14 protein-coding genes are annotated in these 17,186 nt (G+C 66.8%); 8 read left to right on the plus strand and 6 right to left on the minus strand.

Annotation, left to right across the window (positions count from 1 at the left end):
* Positions 1–173: 173 nt before the first annotated feature.
* Positions 174–794 carry a thiamine phosphate synthase gene (locus JF290_RS08620; RefSeq protein ID WP_199024452.1) on the minus strand — a complete coding sequence of 207 codons (621 nt, stop codon included), beginning with the start codon at positions 792–794 and terminating at the stop codon, positions 174–176.
* Positions 795–954: 160 nt separating this feature from the next.
* Between JF290_RS08620 and JF290_RS08625 the strand changes: the two genes are divergently transcribed.
* From JF290_RS08625 to JF290_RS08635, 3 genes are all read left to right on the plus strand, one after another.
* The gene (locus JF290_RS08625) at positions 955–1,695 is read left to right on the plus strand and encodes an RNA methyltransferase (RefSeq protein WP_199024453.1); all 741 of its coding nucleotides are present in this window, start codon (positions 955–957) and stop codon (positions 1,693–1,695) included.
* A gap of 64 nt (positions 1,696–1,759) precedes the next feature.
* A complete protein-coding gene (ctaA, locus tag JF290_RS08630; RefSeq protein ID WP_199024454.1) occupies positions 1,760–2,914 on the plus strand; it encodes a heme A synthase in 1,155 nt (384 codons plus the stop codon).
* On the plus strand, positions 2,911–4,380 hold the full coding sequence (locus tag JF290_RS08635) for a carboxypeptidase M32 (protein WP_199024455.1): 1,470 nt from the start codon (positions 2,911–2,913) through the stop codon (positions 4,378–4,380). Before ctaA ends, JF290_RS08635 begins: the two co-directional genes overlap by 4 nt.
* Positions 4,381–4,428: 48 nt before the next feature.
* On the opposite strand, the gene JF290_RS08640 is transcribed toward JF290_RS08635, so the two are convergent.
* Positions 4,429–4,830, minus strand: coding sequence for a DoxX family protein (locus JF290_RS08640; protein WP_199024456.1), 402 nt, complete (start codon positions 4,828–4,830; stop codon positions 4,429–4,431).
* Between the two features lie 124 nt (positions 4,831–4,954).
* Positions 4,955–7,696: a DNA gyrase subunit A gene (gyrA, locus tag JF290_RS08645; protein ID WP_199024457.1), complete on the minus strand. Its 2,742-nt coding sequence runs from the start codon at positions 7,694–7,696 to the stop codon at positions 4,955–4,957.
* Positions 7,697–7,893: 197 nt separating this feature from the next.
* Here gyrA and JF290_RS08650 point away from each other — a divergent pair, with 197 nt between their 5' ends.
* Positions 7,894–8,160: an usg protein gene (locus tag JF290_RS08650; protein WP_199024458.1), complete on the plus strand. Its 267-nt coding sequence runs from the start codon at positions 7,894–7,896 to the stop codon at positions 8,158–8,160.
* 139 nt (positions 8,161–8,299) lie between these two features.
* Here the strand turns inward: JF290_RS08650 and JF290_RS08655 are convergent, their stop codons facing one another.
* Both JF290_RS08655 and JF290_RS08660 read right to left on the minus strand, forming a co-directional pair.
* Complete coding sequence (locus tag JF290_RS08655; RefSeq protein WP_199024459.1) at positions 8,300–9,907, minus strand: caspase family protein; 1,608 nt, start codon at positions 9,905–9,907, stop codon at positions 8,300–8,302.
* Between the two features lie 66 nt (positions 9,908–9,973).
* Entirely contained in the window at positions 9,974–10,927 is a 954-nt protein-coding gene (locus JF290_RS08660) for a radical SAM protein (protein WP_199024460.1), read from the minus strand.
* A 160-nt stretch (positions 10,928–11,087) separates the two neighbouring features.
* Here JF290_RS08660 and zwf point away from each other — a divergent pair, with 160 nt between their 5' ends.
* Genes zwf through pgi form a run of 3 tightly spaced genes read left to right on the plus strand, consistent with a single transcriptional unit; the run spans position 11,088 to position 14,835 of the window.
* Positions 11,088–12,545 carry a glucose-6-phosphate dehydrogenase gene (gene zwf, locus JF290_RS08665; RefSeq protein WP_199024461.1) on the plus strand — a complete coding sequence of 486 codons (1,458 nt, stop codon included), beginning with the start codon at positions 11,088–11,090 and terminating at the stop codon, positions 12,543–12,545.
* A complete protein-coding gene (gene pgl / locus JF290_RS08670; protein WP_199024462.1) occupies positions 12,542–13,213 on the plus strand; it encodes a 6-phosphogluconolactonase in 672 nt (223 codons plus the stop codon). The genes zwf and pgl overlap by 4 nt, the downstream gene beginning before the upstream one ends.
* Before the next feature lie 2 nt (positions 13,214–13,215).
* Positions 13,216–14,835 (plus strand): glucose-6-phosphate isomerase, encoded by a 1,620-nt coding sequence (pgi, locus tag JF290_RS08675; protein WP_199024463.1) that lies wholly within the window; start codon positions 13,216–13,218, stop codon positions 14,833–14,835.
* On the opposite strand, the gene JF290_RS08680 is transcribed toward pgi, so the two are convergent.
* Complete coding sequence (locus tag JF290_RS08680; protein WP_199024464.1) at positions 14,832–15,305, minus strand: acyl-CoA thioesterase; 474 nt, start codon at positions 15,303–15,305, stop codon at positions 14,832–14,834. The two genes, pgi and JF290_RS08680, sit on opposite strands and share 4 nt — an antisense overlap.
* A 189-nt stretch (positions 15,306–15,494) precedes the next feature.
* On the opposite strand from JF290_RS08680, the gene JF290_RS08685 reads away from it, so the two are divergent.
* Positions 15,495–17,114 (plus strand): long-chain-fatty-acid--CoA ligase, encoded by a 1,620-nt coding sequence (locus JF290_RS08685; RefSeq protein ID WP_199024465.1) that lies wholly within the window; start codon positions 15,495–15,497, stop codon positions 17,112–17,114.
* Positions 17,115–17,186: the final 72 nt, after the last annotated feature.

The following is a 17,186-nucleotide window of genomic DNA, read 5'->3' on the forward strand; positions in this document are numbered from 1 at the left end:
CTCCAGAGACTTGCCCCACGACCGCTTCGTGCAAGTGGCCATTGCCCACAGTCACTGGAACCGACGGGCCTCCGACGTGATCGATGCGATACCGTGTGAGGCGCGTTTCGCTTTCGGGCGCGCCCCGACAGATCAGACGTCTTCCAGGTCGTGAAATCTCTGATCCGAGGGCCTCAGCCCATGGCGGCGATCAGGTTGGCCAGCGCGGAGGCCGGGGCGTCGGCGCTCCAGATTTCATCGCCGATCCCGAAAAAGTCCGTGCAGGGGGCGAGGGTGCGCACCACGTCGGGGGACAGCCCGCCCTCGGCGACGACCGGGATCTCGATCACCTCGGACCACCATTGAAACAGGTCCGTTTCTGCGATCGTCCCGTCGCCGAGACCGCTCTGGGCGACCGGGCCGAAGCTGATGTAGTCGGCCCCGGCTTCGCCGGCGGTCAGCCCGTCATGGCGCGATGCGCCGCAGAAGCTGCCGACGATCGCATCCGGCCCCAGATGCTTGCGCGCTGCGCGGACCGATTTTCCGGCGTCCGTCAGGTGGACCCCGTCAAGACCCAGGCGTTCGGCCTGCAGCACGTGATCGTCGATCACCAGTGCCACGTCGCGGGCATGCGCGATTTCACGCAGCGTATCGGCGGCGCGACCGATCTGGTCTTCGTCGCGGGTGGCGAGCGACAAGCGGAGGCAGGCGATGGCATGGCTGTCGAGCACCCGCGCGAGCTGTTCGGAGAAGGGCTCGGGATCGAACGCAGCGGGGGTGATGAGGTAGATCTGCGGTGTCTCGGGGCTGGTCATCGGGCGGTCCTGATCTGTTTCGCCGTGGTGTATCCCAAGCCGCGGGAGATGAAAACGTCCATGCCTCCGGCGGGAGTATTTTTGCGAAGATGAAGCCGCGATCACTTGACCCTCGGCGTTGGGGAACCTTAAGCGGGGGACGGTTTTCACGGAGACAGACATGCCGAGCGAAGAGCCGCAGCCCGCCATCGTCCTTGTGCGCCCGCAGATGGGTGAGAATATCGGCGCCGCGGCGCGGGCGATGTGGAATTTCGGTCTGGACCGGATGCGGATCGTGGCGCCCCGCGACGGCTGGCCCAACCCGAAGGCGGATGCGATGGCCAGCGGTGCCGGGCGGCTGCTGGACGAGGCGCAGCTCTGCGCCGATCTGCCCGAGGCGATCGGGGACAGTGCCTTCGTCTTCGCGACGACCGCACGTCAGCGGGACCTGACCAAACCGGTCTTTGACCCCGAGGAGGCGATGCGGTTGGCGGCGGACAAGATCGCGTCGGGCGAGAAAGTCGCGATTCTGTTCGGGCCCGAACGGGCGGGGCTGGAGAACGAGGACATCGCCCGCGCGAACGCGATCATCTCGGTCCCGGTGAACCCGGCGTTTCCGTCGCTGAACCTGGCGCAATGTGTGTTGCTTGCGGGATACGAGTGGCAGCGCCAGCGGACTGCGGCACCGACGCCGGCCCGGACGGTTCCCGACGTCGCCACCGGCGCGGAGGTCGAGGCGCTGGCCCGTCACTACGAGGAGCGGCTGGAGGAAGCGGGTTTCTTCTTTCCCGACAGCAAGGCCGAGAGCATGAAGGTCCACCTGCGAAACCTCTGGTCCCGGATGCCGATGACGCGCGCCGATGTCCGGATGCTGCACGGAATCCTGCGGCAGATGGTCCGCTGGAAAGAGCGTGGCGGGTGATCCGGCTGGACGCCCGGGGTGGACCGCCCTAGGCTCTGCCGAAATTCGCGACAACGAGGCCGGGATGAGCCAGAAACGCAACATTTTCGAAGAGGTGGCGGAGCCCGGGGCCCGCACAGTGACCCCGCGCACGGGGACGATCGACCAGGGACGGGGCGGCGCCAGGCGCGGTGTCCGGCTCTGGTTGATGATCCTGTTCGCACTGGTCGTCGTGATGATCGCCGTGGGCGGGCTGACGCGGCTGACCGACAGCGGTCTGTCGATCACTGAATGGCGCCCGATCACCGGGGCCGTGCCGCCGATGAATGCGGCGGACTGGCAAGCGGAGTTCGACAAGTACAAGCAGATCGACGAGTTTCGCATCCAGAACCAGTGGATGGAGCTTGACGACTTCAAGGTGATCTACTGGTGGGAATGGGGCCATCGACAGTTGGGCCGGGTGATCGGGTTGGTCTGGGCGGTCGGTTTCCTCGGCTTCGCCGTCGCGCGCAACATACCGCCGGGGTGGACCGGGCGGTTGTTCCTTGTCGGTGCGCTCGGAGGCGTGCAGGGAGCGATCGGCTGGTGGATGGTGTCATCGGGCGTGACGCAGGGCGAGGGGGCGACGGATGTGGCCAGCTATCGCCTGGCGGTTCACCTGGGACTTGCCTTCGCCATCCTGGGAGTGCTGGCCTGGTATGTCTTCCTGCTGGGGCGGCCCGAGCGCGAGCTGTTGCAGGCCCGACGCGCCAAGGAAACGCGCCTGTTCGGGCTGTCCACGGGCCTTCTGCATTTCGCCTTTCTGCAGATCCTGATCGGGGCGCTCGTCGCGGGGATCGACGCCGGGCGCAGCTATACGGATTGGCCATTGATGGGCGGACAGGTGATCCCCCCCAACCCGATGCTGCTGGAGCCGGCATGGCGGAACCTCTTCGAGAACCCGGGTCTGGTGCAGTTCATCCATCGCGTCACGGGCTATCTGTTGCTGGGTTTCGGTATCGTCGTGTGGCTGAAGGGGCGGCGCAGCGCGCACGAGGCGACACGCTTCGCCTTCAACGCCACGATGGCCGTGTTGGCCTTGCAGATCGTGCTGGGCATCGTGACCGTTCTCTATGCAGCGCCCTGGCAGGTGGCGATCCTGCATCAATTGCTGGCGGTGGTGCTCTGGGTGCTGATCCTGCGGGCGCGTTTCCTGTCGGCCTATCCGATCGCCACATCTCTGCGGGGGCGTTCGGCATGACGGCTTTTGATCGATTGATCGCCTATCAGCGCGACACTGCCGCACTTGCGCAGATCGCCGGGCGGCTGGGCTGGGACCAGGAAACCATGATGCCGCGCGGCGCGGCCGCGCAACGCGGCGTCGAGATGGCGGCGATCGAGGCGGTGCTGCATGCGCGGCGCTCCGCTCCCGAGGTCGGCGAATGGCTTGCGGACGCGCGGGCGCCCGACGAGGTCGGCGCGGCCCATCTGCGCGAGATCCGCCGCGCGTATGATCGTGCGACCAAGGTGCCCGGCGATCTTGCCCGCCGTCTTGCGCAGGTCACCTCCGAAGCGCAGGGGATCTGGGCGGCGGCACGGGCGGGCGAAGACGTGGCGGCTTTTCTGCCGGTGCTCGAGGACGTCGTCGCGCTGAAGCGCGAAGAGGGGGCGGCGCTGGCCGCGGGCGGTGACGTCTATGACGCGATGCTCCAGGATTATGAACCCGGGGCATCGGCGGAGCAGATCGGGGCGATGTTCGATGCGATGCGCCCGCGTCTCGTGGCCTTGCGGAGCGCGATTCTCGCCAAGCCCGCACCGAAGGGACTGTCGGGGCAGTTCGACGAGGCGGTCCAGATGCAGCTGGCCGTGACGCTGGCGCAAGCCTTTGGCTATGACATGGCGCGGGGGCGGCTCGACAAGGCGGTGCATCCGTTCAGTTCGGGCAGCGGGGCGGATGTGCGCATCACCACGCGGACCAGCCCGACCGACCCGTTCAACTGTATTTATTCCACGATCCACGAGGTCGGTCATGCCGCCTATGAGCAGGCGATCAGGCCCGATTTCGCGCTCAGCGCGCTGGGGCAGGGCGTGTCGATGGGCGTGCACGAAAGCCAGAGCCGGATCTACGAAAACCAGATCGGCCGCAGCCGCGCCTTCACCGGCTGGCTGTTCGGGCGGATGAAGGACGCTTTCGGCGCGTTGGGTCCAGAGGACGCGGAAGCGTTCCATGCCGCGGTGAACCGGGTACACAAGGGCTATATCCGCACCGAGGCGGACGAGGTGCAGTACAATCTGCACATCATGCTGCGCTTTGACCTGGAACGCGCGCTGATGTCTGGCGATCTTCAGGTGCGCGACCTGGAAACGGCCTGGAACGACCGTTTCGCGGCGGATTTCGGATATGTGGTCGACACGCCTTCGAACGGGCTGTTGCAGGATGTGCACTGGTCCGTCGGCCTGTTCGGGTATTTCCCGACCTATGCACTGGGCAACGTCTATGCCGGTTGCCTGCACGAGGCGATGCGCGCGGCGTTGCCCGATCTCGATGCGCGGCTGGCCGAGGGCGATACATCGACTGCCACTGCCTGGCTGCGGGACCATGTTCAGCAGTTCGGCGGGCTTTACGAACCCCGCCAGCTGATCGAGAAGGCCAGTGGCGCGGTGCCGAGCGAGGAGCCGCTGTTGCGCTACCTCGAAACGAAATTCACGGCACTCTACGATCTTTGAACGGCAAACGCAGGGCCGGAGCCCTGCGTTTCAGTTCCGGTTCCGGCATCAGGCGTGGGCGGTCCTGCCCCCTGCCATCCGCGCGTCAAGCGAAAGCGCCCCGGCACCCTGCACGAAGAGTGCGAGATAACCGCCGGCCATGGCGAGGTTTTTCAGGAACATGTTCATCTGCATCTGATCGCCCGGCACATAGTGATAGAGCACTGCGGATGCGACGCAGAAGGCTGCGAGGCCGAGAGCTGCGAAGCGGGTCTGCCAGCCGACGATCAGCAGCAGGCCGCCAATGATCTCGGCCAGGACGACGGGCCAGGCGAGGAAGGCCGGGACACCGCCCGAGGCCATGTAGCCGGCAAAGCCCTGAACATCGCCGAGCTTGCCGAACCCGGCGACGACGAAGATCGCGCCCAGCAGGACGCGTGCGAGGAGAAGAACGAAAGAGTTGAGGGACATGGTTGCACTCCGTTGACCAAATCATTGGAGCACAACATGTCATGTGCGCAGTAATGGGAAACACCCAAAACTGCGCAGGTTCTGTTCACTCTCGCACGATTCTCGGCGGCGGGGACGGGTGGCGTCAAACGTCCGATGCGTCCTCTTCACCGGCGTCATTGCCCTGATCGGCGATCCAGGCGACGCTGACGACTTCTTCTCCCTTGGCGGTGTCGAACACCTTGACCCCGCCGGCGCTGCGCGAACGGAAGGATATGCCATCGACCGGCACGCGGATCGATTGCCCCTTGGAGGTGGCCAACATGATCTGGTCATCGAGTTCCACGGGGAACGAGGCGACCAGTTCGCCGCCGCGCATCGCCTTGTCCATCGCCGCGACGCCCTGGCCGCCGCGGCCGCGGACCGGGTAGTCGTGGCTCGAGCTCAGCTTGCCCGACCCCCCGGCGGTGATCGTCAGGATCAGGTTCTCGGCCGCGGACATGGCGGCGTATTTCTCTGGGCCGAAATTGTCGCTGGCCGCGACTTCTTCGTCCTCGCCGTTGTCCTCGTCCGTCAGGCCGGCGACAGCGCGGCGCATCTTGAGGTATGCGGCGCGGTCCTCGGGCGTGGCCTCGTAGTGGCGAATGACCGACATCGAGACCACCCGTGCGCCGTCGCCCAGCCGGATGCCGCGCACCCCGGTGGATTCGCGCGAATTGAAGACGCGGACGTCGGTCGTGCGGAAACGGATCGCCCGGCCGAGGTTCGTGACCAGCATCACGTCGTCGTCTTCCGAACAGATCCGCGCGTTGACCAGTTCGACCCCTTCGGGCAGCTTCATCGCGATCTTGCCATTGCGCCGCACGTTGGTGAAATCGGACAGGCGGTTGCGCCGCACGTCGCCGGCGCTGGTGGCGAAGATGACCTGGAGGTTCTCCCATTCGTCGTCGGGCACGTCGACAGGCATGATCGCGGCGATCGACACGCCGGTCGGGATCGGCAGGATGTTGACGATCGCCTTTCCCTTGGAGGTGCGCCCGCCCTGCGGCAGCCGCCAGGTCTTGAGCTTGTAGACCATGCCGTCGGTCGTGAAGAACAGAAGCTGGGTGTGCGTGTTGGCCACGAAGAGCGTGGTCACCACGTCCTCTTCCTTGGTCTGCATGCCCGCAAGACCCTTGCCGCCGCGCCGCTGGCTGCGGAAGTCGGCGAGCGGAGTGCGCTTGATGTAACCACCCGAGGTCACGGTCACGACCATGTCCTCGCGCTCGATCAGGTCCTCGTCTTGCATGTCGCCGGACCAGTCGACGATCTCGGTGCGACGGTCCACGGCGAACAGCTCGCGTACCTCGCGCAACTCGTCGGCGATGATCCCCATGATCCGCTCGCGGCTACCAAGAATCTCGAGGTATTCCTTGATCTTGCCGGCCAGTTCTTCCAGTTCGTCGGTGACTTCCTTGACGCCGATCTGGGTCAGGCGCTGCAGACGCAGTTCGAGGATCGCGCGGGCCTGGGTTTCGGACAGGTTGTAGGTGCCGTCCTCGTTGGCGGTATGGGTGGGATCGTCGATCAGACGGATGTATTCGAGGATCGCTTCTGCGGGCCAGCGCCGGGTCATCAGCCGTTCGCGGGCCTCGGCCGCATCGGCCGAGGAGCGGATCGTGGCGACGATCTCGTCGATGTTTGTCACGGCGACGGCAAGGCCGCAGAGCACGTGGCTGCGTTCGCGCGCCTTGCGCAGCAGATGCGCCGTGCGCCGTGCGACCACGTCCTCGCGGAAGTCGATGAACGAGGTCAGGAAGCGGCGCAGGGTCAGTTGTTCGGGCCGTCCGCCGTTCAACGCCAGCATGTTGCAGCCGAAATAGGTCTGCATCGGCGAGAAACGGAACAGCTGGTTCAATACCACCTCGGCAGTTGCGTCGCGCTTGAGTTCGATCACCACGCGCACGCCGTTGCGGTCGCTTTCGTCCTGAACGTGGGCGACGCCTTCGATGCGCTTCTCGCGCACGGCTTCGGCGATCTTCTCGATCATCGCGGACTTGTTGACCTGGTAGGGGATTTCGTCGACGACGATGGCAAACCGGTCCTTGCGGATTTCCTCGACCCGGGTCTTGGCACGGATGATGACGCTACCGCGCCCTTCGAGATAGGCCTTCCGCGCGCCCGAACGGCCCAGCATGATGCCACCGGTCGGGAAATCGGGGCCGGGGATGTATTCGATCAACTGCTCGCTGGAGAGATCCGGATCCTCGATCAAAGCGAGGGTGGCGTCGATCACTTCGCCGAGATTGTGCGGCGGAATGTTGGTCGCCATGCCGACGGCGATGCCGCCCGCGCCGTTGACCAGCATGTTCGGAAAACGCGCCGGAAGGACCGTGGGCTCCCGGTCCTTGCCGTCGTAATTGTCTTGAAAATCAACGGTTTCCTTGTCGATGTCCGCCAGCAGGTAGGCCGCGGGCTTGTCCATGCGCACCTCGGTGTAGCGCATCGCCGCAGGGTTGTCGCCGTCCATCGAGCCGAAGTTGCCCTGACCGTCGAGCAGCGGCAGGGACATCGAGAAATCCTGCGCCATGCGGACCAGCGCGTCGTAGATCGCGCTGTCGCCGTGGGGGTGGTACTTACCCATGACATCGCCGACCGGGCGGGCGGATTTGCGGTAGGGCTTGTCGTGCGTGTTGCCGGTTTCGTGCATGGCATAGAGGATGCGGCGGTGCACCGGTTTTAGCCCGTCGCGCAGATCGGGGATCGCGCGGCTGACGATGACCGACATGGCGTAATCCAGGTAGGACGTGCGCATTTCGGATTCGATGGACACGGTCGGACCGCTGTAGCTGGGGCGCTGTGGCGGGGTTTCGTCCGTATTTTCAGGGGGTTCCGGCGTGTCGCTCACGTGCTCTGCCTATTTGTTGTGCATCGACTACATCTTGTGGAGGAACCTTATCAGAACCCGCATATAAGGTGCAATGGCTGGCGCCCAGATCGCTTGGCAGCCACCGGGGGCAAGTGCCAACATACTGTTTTTGTTGAAATTTAATTTTTTCCGGCAATCATGAGTCTTACAGGCACTGTTTTTTGTAGGTGATCGAGATGACGACAGAAACCGAACTGATGCTCAAGGGCTATGGGCTGACCACGGCCGAGATTTTCTATCGCATGCCGGATTATACGAGCGTTCTCAACAGCTTCGTCTGGCAGGACTATGACCTGGCGCCGGATCATCCGGCGCTGTTCAAGTTCGTCGAGTTCTGGCAACGCGAGATCGAAGGGCCGCTGCATTCCGTGCGCTTCACGCACCGCAAGCTGCTGTCCTCGGGCGAGTGGCAGAACCAGGTGGGCGAGTTCACGCTGCACTGAGCGGTCCCCGGACCCGGGCCATTCGCGGGGTGTGCCAGGCGTGCAGATCGCGTGCATACGCCGTGCATACGCGCTGTATGGCCGGTCGGCACCCAGACGCGCCCTGTCGGAGAGCGGGTGTCAGCGGAGGAGAGCCGGGTCAGCCGGCGCGCCAGACGGTGGCGCTGCATCCGTTCGTGGCGACGTTGGTGTAGCTGTTGCCATCGGCAGACAGCGTGCCGCTGGCGTAGATCGTCGCGGTGGGAAACCGGAGCACGAAATTCATCTTGCGCCCGTCCAGCGTGACCTGCGTCGCGGCGGTCTGGCCCAGAGAGTCGGTGAGCGGGCCGCTGAACGTGTTGGGCCCGGTGCGGCGATACCGGACGGTGCCGGTGGTCTGGATGAAGAGCGGGCACTTGGCGCGGAATTGCCAGGAGCCGGAAAGATCGACGCCGCCGCGCTGGCCCGGTGTGTCGGGAGCGGGTTGCGCGACGACGGCCTTGCAGCGGCGGCCGGCGGAGTCGCGCAGCAGGGCGAGCGCGCGACCGGTGCCCAGATCGGTGGGTGCGAGATTGGCCCCGGTGTCGGTGATGAAGCGCTGGAAGGCGCTGCGGGTGCGCGCGCCGATGATGCCGTCGGCGGTGCCGGCGGAACAGCCCGCCGCGTTGAGGGCCTGCTGGGTGTCGCGGATGATGGCGCGGCGATCCGGCGCAACGGCGGGGGGCGCGGGCGCGGGCGGGGGCGCGTCGGGCGTGTCTGTCCCGGCCTTGTCCGTTTGCGCCAGCAGGTGTTCGGCCATGCGATAGGAGAACGCCTCGGACCGGTCCGCATAGCGATCGAGGAAGGCCTGCAAGGCGGCCGCCGTGCCGATCGAGCGGGCCAGGTCGAAATCCTGCCGCATCTGGTCCGGGGGAAGGGCGGCCATGCGCGCCTGGGGGTCCGCTTCGGATGGCTCTGCCGTATCCGGTGACGGGTCGGGCGCGGCGCTGTCGGCAGGGGCGAAATAGAAGTCGCCCAGCAATTCGTCGTAATAGGCCGGGAATTGCTGGTGGTTCACGGTGCGGGCCAACCGGCGCACGTCGACGCGCAGATCGGCCACCAGCGCGCGCAGTTCGAGCCCCGGCGTCGACAGGCGCGGCAGCAGCGCCCGCGTGAAGACGGAGTTGCGCGCCGGGTCGTCCTCGGTCAGCTCGTCCAGCGCCAGTTGCCCGGCCCCGGCGGAGAAGATGACGAAGGTGCCCTGCGGCGCGGTGATCCGGCCGAGGCCGCGGGTGCCGCCGATGCTGCGCCCGGTCGTGGTTTCGAACGGGTTGTTGCGGCAGGCGTCGATGATCGCGATGGTCATTCGCGCCCCGGTCGCGCGGACCCGGTCGAGCAGGGCCGACAGGGCGATGGACTCGGACTTGATGAAATCGCGCTCGCCCGAGGCGGGGGCGACGATGTCGGTGGGCAGCAGGTAGTTCTCGCCGTCGATCTCGACCCCGTGGCCGGCATAGAACATGAAGGCCGTGTCGCCCGGTTGCAGGCGGCTGGTGAAGGTCGAGATGCTGCGGTTCATCTCGCGCCGGTCGGCATCTGTGGTGGTGAGGATCTCGAACCCCTGTGCGCGCAGGGTGGCGGCGATCGCCTCGGCATCGGCGACGGCCTTGTCTAGCGGCGCGACGTCGCTGTAGGCGTCGTTGCCGATCACGAGGCCGATGCGGCGGTCGGCGGCGGCGGTCAGGGGCAGCAGGACGGCGAGAAGGAAAACGGCGAGGAGTCGGGGCAAACCGGACCTTTCAAGTGATTCTGCCCCGAGTATAGCGCGCCTTGGCGGTCCGGTCGGTAATCGGGTTCACGCCGAACAGCTGGCCCCGCCCAGAACGCAGAACTTGGCGCAATGGGGATGGTTCAGCTGCACGTCGCGCTCGGCCTCGGCGAGGGTTTCGCCCAGCTCGAATTCGGGCGTGTAGGGCAGCAGCGTGCAGGCCAGCACGGTGGGGTGCGCCGCCCCCTTCCGCTTGACCACCATGCGCGAGGAGGCGCACATCACGTCGCGCGGGCTCTTGCCGAGGATGTCCCAGCAGGCGGTGGTGATCTCGGGCACTTCGGCGGTTTCGTCCATTTCCGGGAAGAGCACGGTCTGGCCGGGGTCGGACGCGTCGATGTCAAAGCCCTCGCGGGCGAAGAGCGCGGCATAGCCCGCGCGGCTTTCGGCGTCGCTGTCGGCCCAGACCGAGCGCCCGGCGACCGTCATCCGCAGCCCGGCGTCGCGCAGCCAGCGCATCCCTTCGAGCGTCTTGTCGTAGCTGCCCGCGCCGCGTTCGCGGTCGTGCACCTCGGGGCGGAAATGGTCGAGCGAGATGCGCAGGGTGAGCCGGTCGCCATGGTCGGCCTGCAGCGCCAGAAGCCCCGCGCGCACGGACTTGCGCATCATCGGGCGCATCGCGTTGGTGAGGATCAGGACCTCGTAGCCGCGCTGCAGTGCCGCGCCGGCCATGTCGATCATCTGCGGGTTCATGAAGGGTTCGCCGCCGGTGAAGCCGATCTCGCGCAGGGGCCAGCCGCGGGCGGTGACCTGGTCGAGATAGGTCTCGACCTCGGCGCGGGTGATGTAGACCAGCGCGTCGTTGGTCGGGCTGGACAGGATATAGCAGTTGGCACATTCGATATTGCAGAGCGTGCCGGTGTTGAACCAGAGCGTTTCCGGATGGCTGAGCGCGACGGACGCGCGGGTCTGGCCGTCGGCGGTGACGTGGGGATCCCGAAACTTGCCCGAATTGGCGGTGGCGGCGTCGAGATCTTTCATGGGCGGTCCGTTCCTGTTGTCATGGGGGCTGTCTATCCAAGCCGGGGCAGGGGTGAAAGTCGCCGTCCGCGCTGTGACACAGTTGTGATCCGGGGTGCGGATGATGTAACTGGGGCGCAATCCCAGGTCGGCCCCGCCGGCCCAAATGTCAGGACAGCCCATGGTCTCGCGCGTCATACCCGTCGATCCGTTCGACCTGGTGATCTTTGGCGGCACCGGCGATTTGGCGCGGCGCAAGATCCTGCCGGGGTTGTTCCGCCGCTATTGCGCCGGCCAGATGCCCGAGGAGGCGCGCATCGTGGGGGCGGCGCGGTCGGCGCTGTCCAGCGAGGATTACCGCGCGCTGGTGGCGGAGTCGGTGCGCGAGGTCTCCGGCGGGCGGGCCTGCGAGGACGGTACGCTGGACGGGTTTCTGGCGCGGCTCGACTATGTGCGGATCGATGCGCGCGGCAGCGATGGCTGGGAGGACCTTGCGGCGCTGATGCGGCCGGAGATGGTGCGGGCGTTCTATTTCTCGGTCGGGCCGGGGCTGTTCGGCGACCTGGCCGAGCGCATCCACCTGCACGGGATGGCGAGTGAACTGGCGCGGATCGTGGTGGAGAAGCCCTTTGGCCACGACCTGGCGAGCGCGCGGGAGTTGAACGCCACGCTGGCCGCGCATTTCGACGAGGGCCAGATCTACCGGATCGACCATTACCTGGGCAAGGAGACGGTGCAGAACCTGATGGCGATCCGCTTCGGGAACATGCTGTTCGAGCCGCTCTGGAACAGCCAGTACGTGGATCACATCCAGATCACCGTGGCCGAGACCGTGGGCGTGGGCGGGCGCGGCGAATATTACGACACCGCGGGCGCGATGCGGGACATGGTGCAGAACCACCTGATGCAGCTTCTGTGCCTGATCGCGATGGAGCCGCCGGCCAAGTTCGATCCGGACGCGGTGCGGGACGAGAAGCTCAAGGTGATCCGGGCGCTCGACCCGGTGGAGCCGCATCACATCGTGCGTGGCCAGTACCTGGCGCAGGACGGCGAACATCCGGGCTATCGCGAGGCGGTGAACGATCCGCGCAGCCGCACCGAAAGCTACATCGCGCTGAAGACCCACGTGAGCAACTGGCGCTGGGCGGGCACGCCCTTCTACCTGCGCACCGGCAAGCGGCTGGTGGCGCGCTCCTCGGTGATCAACGTGATGTTCAAGGACGCGCCGCATTCGATCTTCGGGCAGGAGGCGGGGCGACATGCGAACGTGCTGTCGATCCGGTTGCAGCCGAACGAGGGCATCACGCTGCAGGTGACGATCAAGGAGCCCGGACCCGGCGGCATGCGGCTGGTGGACGTGCCGCTGGACATGACCTTTGCCGAGGCGCTGGGCCCGGACGGGGAGGACCCGCCCGATGCCTATGAACGGCTCATCATGGACGTGATCCGGGGCAACCAGACCCTGTTCATGCGCGGCGACGAGGTCGAGGCCGCCTGGGCCTGGACCGACCCGATCATCGCGGGCTGGCAGAGCCGGGGCGAGGTGCCCAAGCCTTACGACAGCGGCAGCACCGGGCCCGGGGATGCCGACCTGCTGATGAAACGTGACCACCGGGCCTGGAGGGGGATCAAGCCGTGAAGATCATCGACTACGCCGACCGGGACATGGCCGCCGTGGGCATCGCCGACATGCTCGCCGGGGCGCTGAAATCCTGTCTGCTGACCCATGACAAAGCCTCGCTGGCGGTGCCCGGCGGCACGACGCCAGGGCCGATCTTCGACGTGCTCTGCGCCGCCGACCTGCCCTGGGACAGGCTGCACGTGCTGCCCACGGACGAGCGGTGGGTCGCGCCGGACGATCCGCGCGCCAACGGGCGGCTGATCCGCGAGCGGTTGCTGACCGGGCGGGCGGCGGCGGCGCGTTACGTGTCGCTGCAGTCCGACACCGCACGCCCCGAGGACGCGGTGGCGGAGATCGCCGCGCGGATCGCGCCGGACCTGCCGATCTCGGTCCTGCTGCTGGGAATGGGGGCGGACATGCACACGGCGTCGCTGTTTCCCGGGTGCGCGGGTCTGGACGCGGCCCTGGCGGCGGATGCGCCGACGGTGGTGGCGATGCGCCCGGACGCCGCGCCGGAACCACGGATCAGCCTGTCGGCGCGGGTTCTGGATGACGCGATGAGCAAGCACCTGGTGATCTTCGGCGCCGACAAGCGTGCGGCGCTGGACCGGGCGATGACGCTGCCGCCCGAAGAGGCGCCGATACGGGCGGTGATGGACGACATGACCGTGCACTGGGCCGAGTAGCCATGGTGGACTGGGCCCCTCTGAAGGCGTTGCACGCCGCGGGTACCGGGCAGCGCATCGCCGATCTTTTTGCCGAGGATCCTGGCCGGGCCGCGGCGTTCAGTCTGCGGCTGGACGACATGCTGCTCGATTTTTCCAAGACCGCCGTGACGCAAGAGGTGCGGCGCGCGCTGATCGCGCTCTGTGACGCAGCCGGGCTGGCCGCGCGGCGCGAGGCGATGTTCACGGGGGCCGCGATCAACACCACCGAAGGCCGCGCGGTGCTGCACACGGCGCTGCGCAACCTCGACGGTGGTCCGGTGCGGGTGGAGGGCCGCGACGTGATGCCGGGGGTGCGCGCCACGCTCGACCGGATGCGCGACTTTGCCGGCCGCGTGCGACGGGGCGAGCTGCGCGGGGCCGGGGGGGCGATCACCGACGTGGTGAACATCGGCATCGGCGGCTCGGACCTGGGTCCGGCGATGGCGACGCGGGCGCTGGCGCCCTATCACGACGGGCCGCGCTGTCATTTCGTGTCGAACGTGGACGGGGCTGATATCGCCGACACGCTGTGCGGGCTGGATGCGACGCGCACGCTGGTCATCGTGGTGTCAAAGACCTTCACCACCGTCGAGACCATGACCAACGCCCGCACCGCGCGCGCCTGGATGGAGGCGGGCGGCGGCGACGCGTCAACCCAGTTCGCCGCCGTGTCGACCGCGCCCGAGCGCACCGCCGCCTTCGGGGTGCCAAGCGCGCAGGTCTTCGGGTTCGAGGACTGGGTCGGCGGGCGGTATTCGGTCTGGGGGCCGGTGGGCCTTGCGCTGATGCTGGCGATCGGGCCGGATGCGTTCGACGCCTTTTTACGCGGCGGGCAGGCGATGGACGCGCATTTCCGCACTGCGGACTGGACGGACAACCTGCCGGTGATGCTGGGTCTGGTCGGGCTGTGGCATGCCCATGTCTGCGGTTATCCGACCCGCGCGGTGCTGCCCTATGACCAGCGCCTCGCCCGGTTGCCGGCCTATCTGCAGCAGCTTGAAATGGAATCCAACGGCAAGCGGGTCGAGATCGACGGCCGGGTGGTCGAAGGCCGGACCGCTCCCGTGGTCTGGGGCGAACCCGGAACCGACGGCCAGCACGCTTTTTTCCAGTTGCTGCACCAGGGGACGGACGTGGTGCCCTGCGAGTTCCTGATCGCGGCGCGGGGACACGAGCCGGACCTGGCGCACCAGCACCGGCTGCTGGTCGCCAATTGCCTCGCGCAGTCCGAAGCCCTGATGATCGGGCGCCCGCTGGATGCGGCGCGCGCCGTGCTGGCGGATCGGGGCCTGGATGCGGAGGAGCTGGAACGCCAGGCGCGGCACCGGGTGTTTCCCGGCAACCGGCCGTCGGTGACGCTGGCCTATCCGCAGCTGACCCCGTTCACGCTGGGCCGGATCATCGCGCTCTATGAACACCGGGTGTTCGTCGAGGGGGTGATCCTGGGGATCAATTCCTTTGACCAGTGGGGCGTCGAACTGGGCAAGGAACTGGCCACCTCGCTGGGGCCGATGGTCGATGGCCAAGACGGCACGGATGGCAAGGACGGATCGACCGCGGCGCTGATCGATTTTCTGCGGAGCGCGGGGCGGCCCGCCTAGCTTTCGGCGGTCGCGCCGTCCTGCAGGAACCGCTGGCGCAGGGCGTCGGGCAGGGGCCATCTGCCCGATCCGTCCGGGCGCATCATGACCATGATGCCGGTCATCGTCGCGCGCAGATCGCCCGACCACAATTCCTGCCGGATCGTGAAGGAGGTGGTGCGGAAGGCGGTGACGCGGGCGGTGGCGACGTAATCCTCGCCCATTACCATCTCGCGCAGGAACTGCATCTCGGCGCTGCGCAGCACCGTGCGCGGCAGCGGCTGATCTTCGTAGAAGGGGGCGCAGACGCGGGAGAAATACGCGACGCGCAGCGATTCGAACCAGCCCATGTAGGCCTTGTTGTTGACGTGGTTGAGCACGTCCAGCTCGGCATAGCGGACCTTGTCGGCCAGCGCGACGGGCTGCGGTGTTTCGATGCCGAAGGCGCGTTGCTCCTCGGGCGTGAGCGGGGTGTGATATCGCAGGATCATGCGCCGAGCGGTATCCACAGCCGGCGAAAGGGGCAAGCCCGATGTTGCCAAGCCGCGCATTCGCTGTAATTTGACGCCAGGGAGGAGACAGACCCCGACGCGCGCACCGGATGATGCGCGAGGGTCGCTGTTTCAAGACAACGCAAACCAGTCGCCGGCCACCGCGCCGGACCGAGGAAGGAACCTGCCATGCTGGGCCAGATGATGACCGCCCCCCTGTTGATCTCGTCCTTGATCGACCATGCCGCGAAATACCATGGCGACACGGAGATCGTGTCGGTGGAGACCGCCGGCGGCGCGACGACGACCACCTGGCGCGAGGTGGCCGCCAATGCGCGCAGGCTGGGCTCGGCGCTGAGCAAGCTGGGGCTGGACCCGCAGGCGCGTTGCGGCACCATCGCCTGGAACAACCGGCGGCATCTGGAGATCTATTTCGGTGTGTCGGGTGCCGGGTTCGTCTGCCACACGATCAACCCGCGCCTGTTTCCCGAGCAGCTGATCTACATCATCAACCATGCCGACGACCAGGTGCTGTTCCTGGACGCGACCTTTTTGCCGATTGCGGCCAAGCTGCGCGAGCACCTGCCGAACCTGAAGCACGTGATCCTGATGGGGCCGCGCGACGAGGCGATGGCCGAGCAGGTTCCAGGGCTGCTGTTCTATGACGAGTTCATCGAGACCGGGGATGCGGAGTTCGAGTGGCCGCAATTCGACGAGAACACCGCGTCGAGCCTCTGCTATACCTCGGGCACCACGGGCAACCCCAAGGGCGTGCTCTATTCGCACCGCTCGACGCTGCTGCACAGTTTCGCCGCCAACCTCGCCGACACGCTGGGGCTGACGGCGATGGACGTGGTGATGCCGGTGGTGCCGATGTTCCACGTCAACGCCTGGGGCGTGCCCTATTGCGCCGCGATGGCGGGCAGCCGGCTGGTGATGCCGGGGCCGGGGCTGGACGGGGAGAGCCTGGTCAAGCTGATCGACGGGCACAAGGTGACGATGGCGCTGGGCGTGCCGACGATCTGGCTGGGGCTGCTGGCGCATGCCAAGGGCATGGGCAGCAAGCTCGAGAGCCTGCAGCGCACGGTGGTCGGCGGCTCGGCCTGTCCGCCCTCGATGATGAAGCAGTTCCGCGACGATTTCGGCGTCGACACGATCCACGCCTGGGGCATGTCCGAGATGAGCCCGCTGGGGTCGGTCAACATCCCGCTCGCCAAGCATCGCGAGCTGCCCGAGGAGGCGCAGCATCGCCTGCGCGAGAGCCAGGGACGTCCGCCTTTCGGCGTCGAGCTGAAGATCGTCGATGACGAGGGCAACACCCTGCCCAATGACGGCAAGAGCCAGGGCGACCTGATGGTGCGCGGGCATTGGGTGCTGGACAGCTACTTCCGCATGCAGGACCGGACGCTGCTGCAGGACGGCTGGTTCGCCACCGGCGACGTGGGCACGATCGACGCGGACGGGTTCCTGACGATCCGCGACCGCTCCAAGGACATCATCAAGTCGGGCGGCGAATGGATCAGCTCGGTGGAGCTGGAGAACATCGCGGTCGCCCACCCGAAACTGGCCAATGCCGCGGTGATCGGGGTGCATCACCCGAAATGGGACGAACGCCCGGTCCTTGTGGCGGTGAAGGCCGAGGGAGAGGCGCCCACCGAAGAGGAGCTCCTGGCCTTCTACGAAGGCAAGATCGCCAGCTGGCAGGTGCCCGACAAGGTCGTCTTCATCGACGCGCTGCCGCTGAACGCGACCGGAAAGGTCCTGAAACGCGACCTGCGCGACCAGTTCGCCGATGTGCTGAAGCACTGAGCGGGACGGACCGGCGTCTTTCAGTGCGGAGATGTAAGGCTTGCCCCGCGGATATGTCCGCGGGGTCATTCG

The organism is Sedimentitalea arenosa, assembly GCF_016428585.1.
Taxonomy (GTDB): Bacteria; Pseudomonadota; Alphaproteobacteria; order Rhodobacterales; family Rhodobacteraceae; genus Sedimentitalea; species Sedimentitalea arenosa.

Excerpts from the sequence above, each read along its gene's own strand:
- pgi (WP_199024463.1), top strand. The coding sequence starts at position 13,216 with ATGGTGGACTGGGCCCCTCTGAAGGCGTTGCACGCCGCGGGTACCGGG.
- JF290_RS08620 (WP_199024452.1), bottom strand. The coding sequence starts at position 794 with ATGACCAGCCCCGAGACACCGCAGATCTACCTCATCACCCCCGCTGCG.
- ctaA (WP_199024454.1), top strand. The coding sequence starts at position 1,760 with ATGAGCCAGAAACGCAACATTTTCGAAGAGGTGGCGGAGCCCGGGGCC.
- JF290_RS08625 (WP_199024453.1), top strand. The coding sequence starts at position 955 with ATGCCGAGCGAAGAGCCGCAGCCCGCCATCGTCCTTGTGCGCCCGCAG.
- zwf (WP_199024461.1), top strand. The coding sequence starts at position 11,088 with ATGGTCTCGCGCGTCATACCCGTCGATCCGTTCGACCTGGTGATCTTT.
- JF290_RS08640 (WP_199024456.1), bottom strand. The coding sequence starts at position 4,830 with ATGTCCCTCAACTCTTTCGTTCTTCTCCTCGCACGCGTCCTGCTGGGC.
- JF290_RS08650 (WP_199024458.1), top strand. The coding sequence starts at position 7,894 with ATGACGACAGAAACCGAACTGATGCTCAAGGGCTATGGGCTGACCACG.
- JF290_RS08635 (WP_199024455.1), top strand. The coding sequence starts at position 2,911 with ATGACGGCTTTTGATCGATTGATCGCCTATCAGCGCGACACTGCCGCA.
- JF290_RS08660 (WP_199024460.1), bottom strand. The coding sequence starts at position 10,927 with ATGAAAGATCTCGACGCCGCCACCGCCAATTCGGGCAAGTTTCGGGAT.
- JF290_RS08680 (WP_199024464.1), bottom strand. The coding sequence starts at position 15,305 with ATGATCCTGCGATATCACACCCCGCTCACGCCCGAGGAGCAACGCGCC.
- JF290_RS08685 (WP_199024465.1), top strand. The coding sequence starts at position 15,495 with ATGCTGGGCCAGATGATGACCGCCCCCCTGTTGATCTCGTCCTTGATC.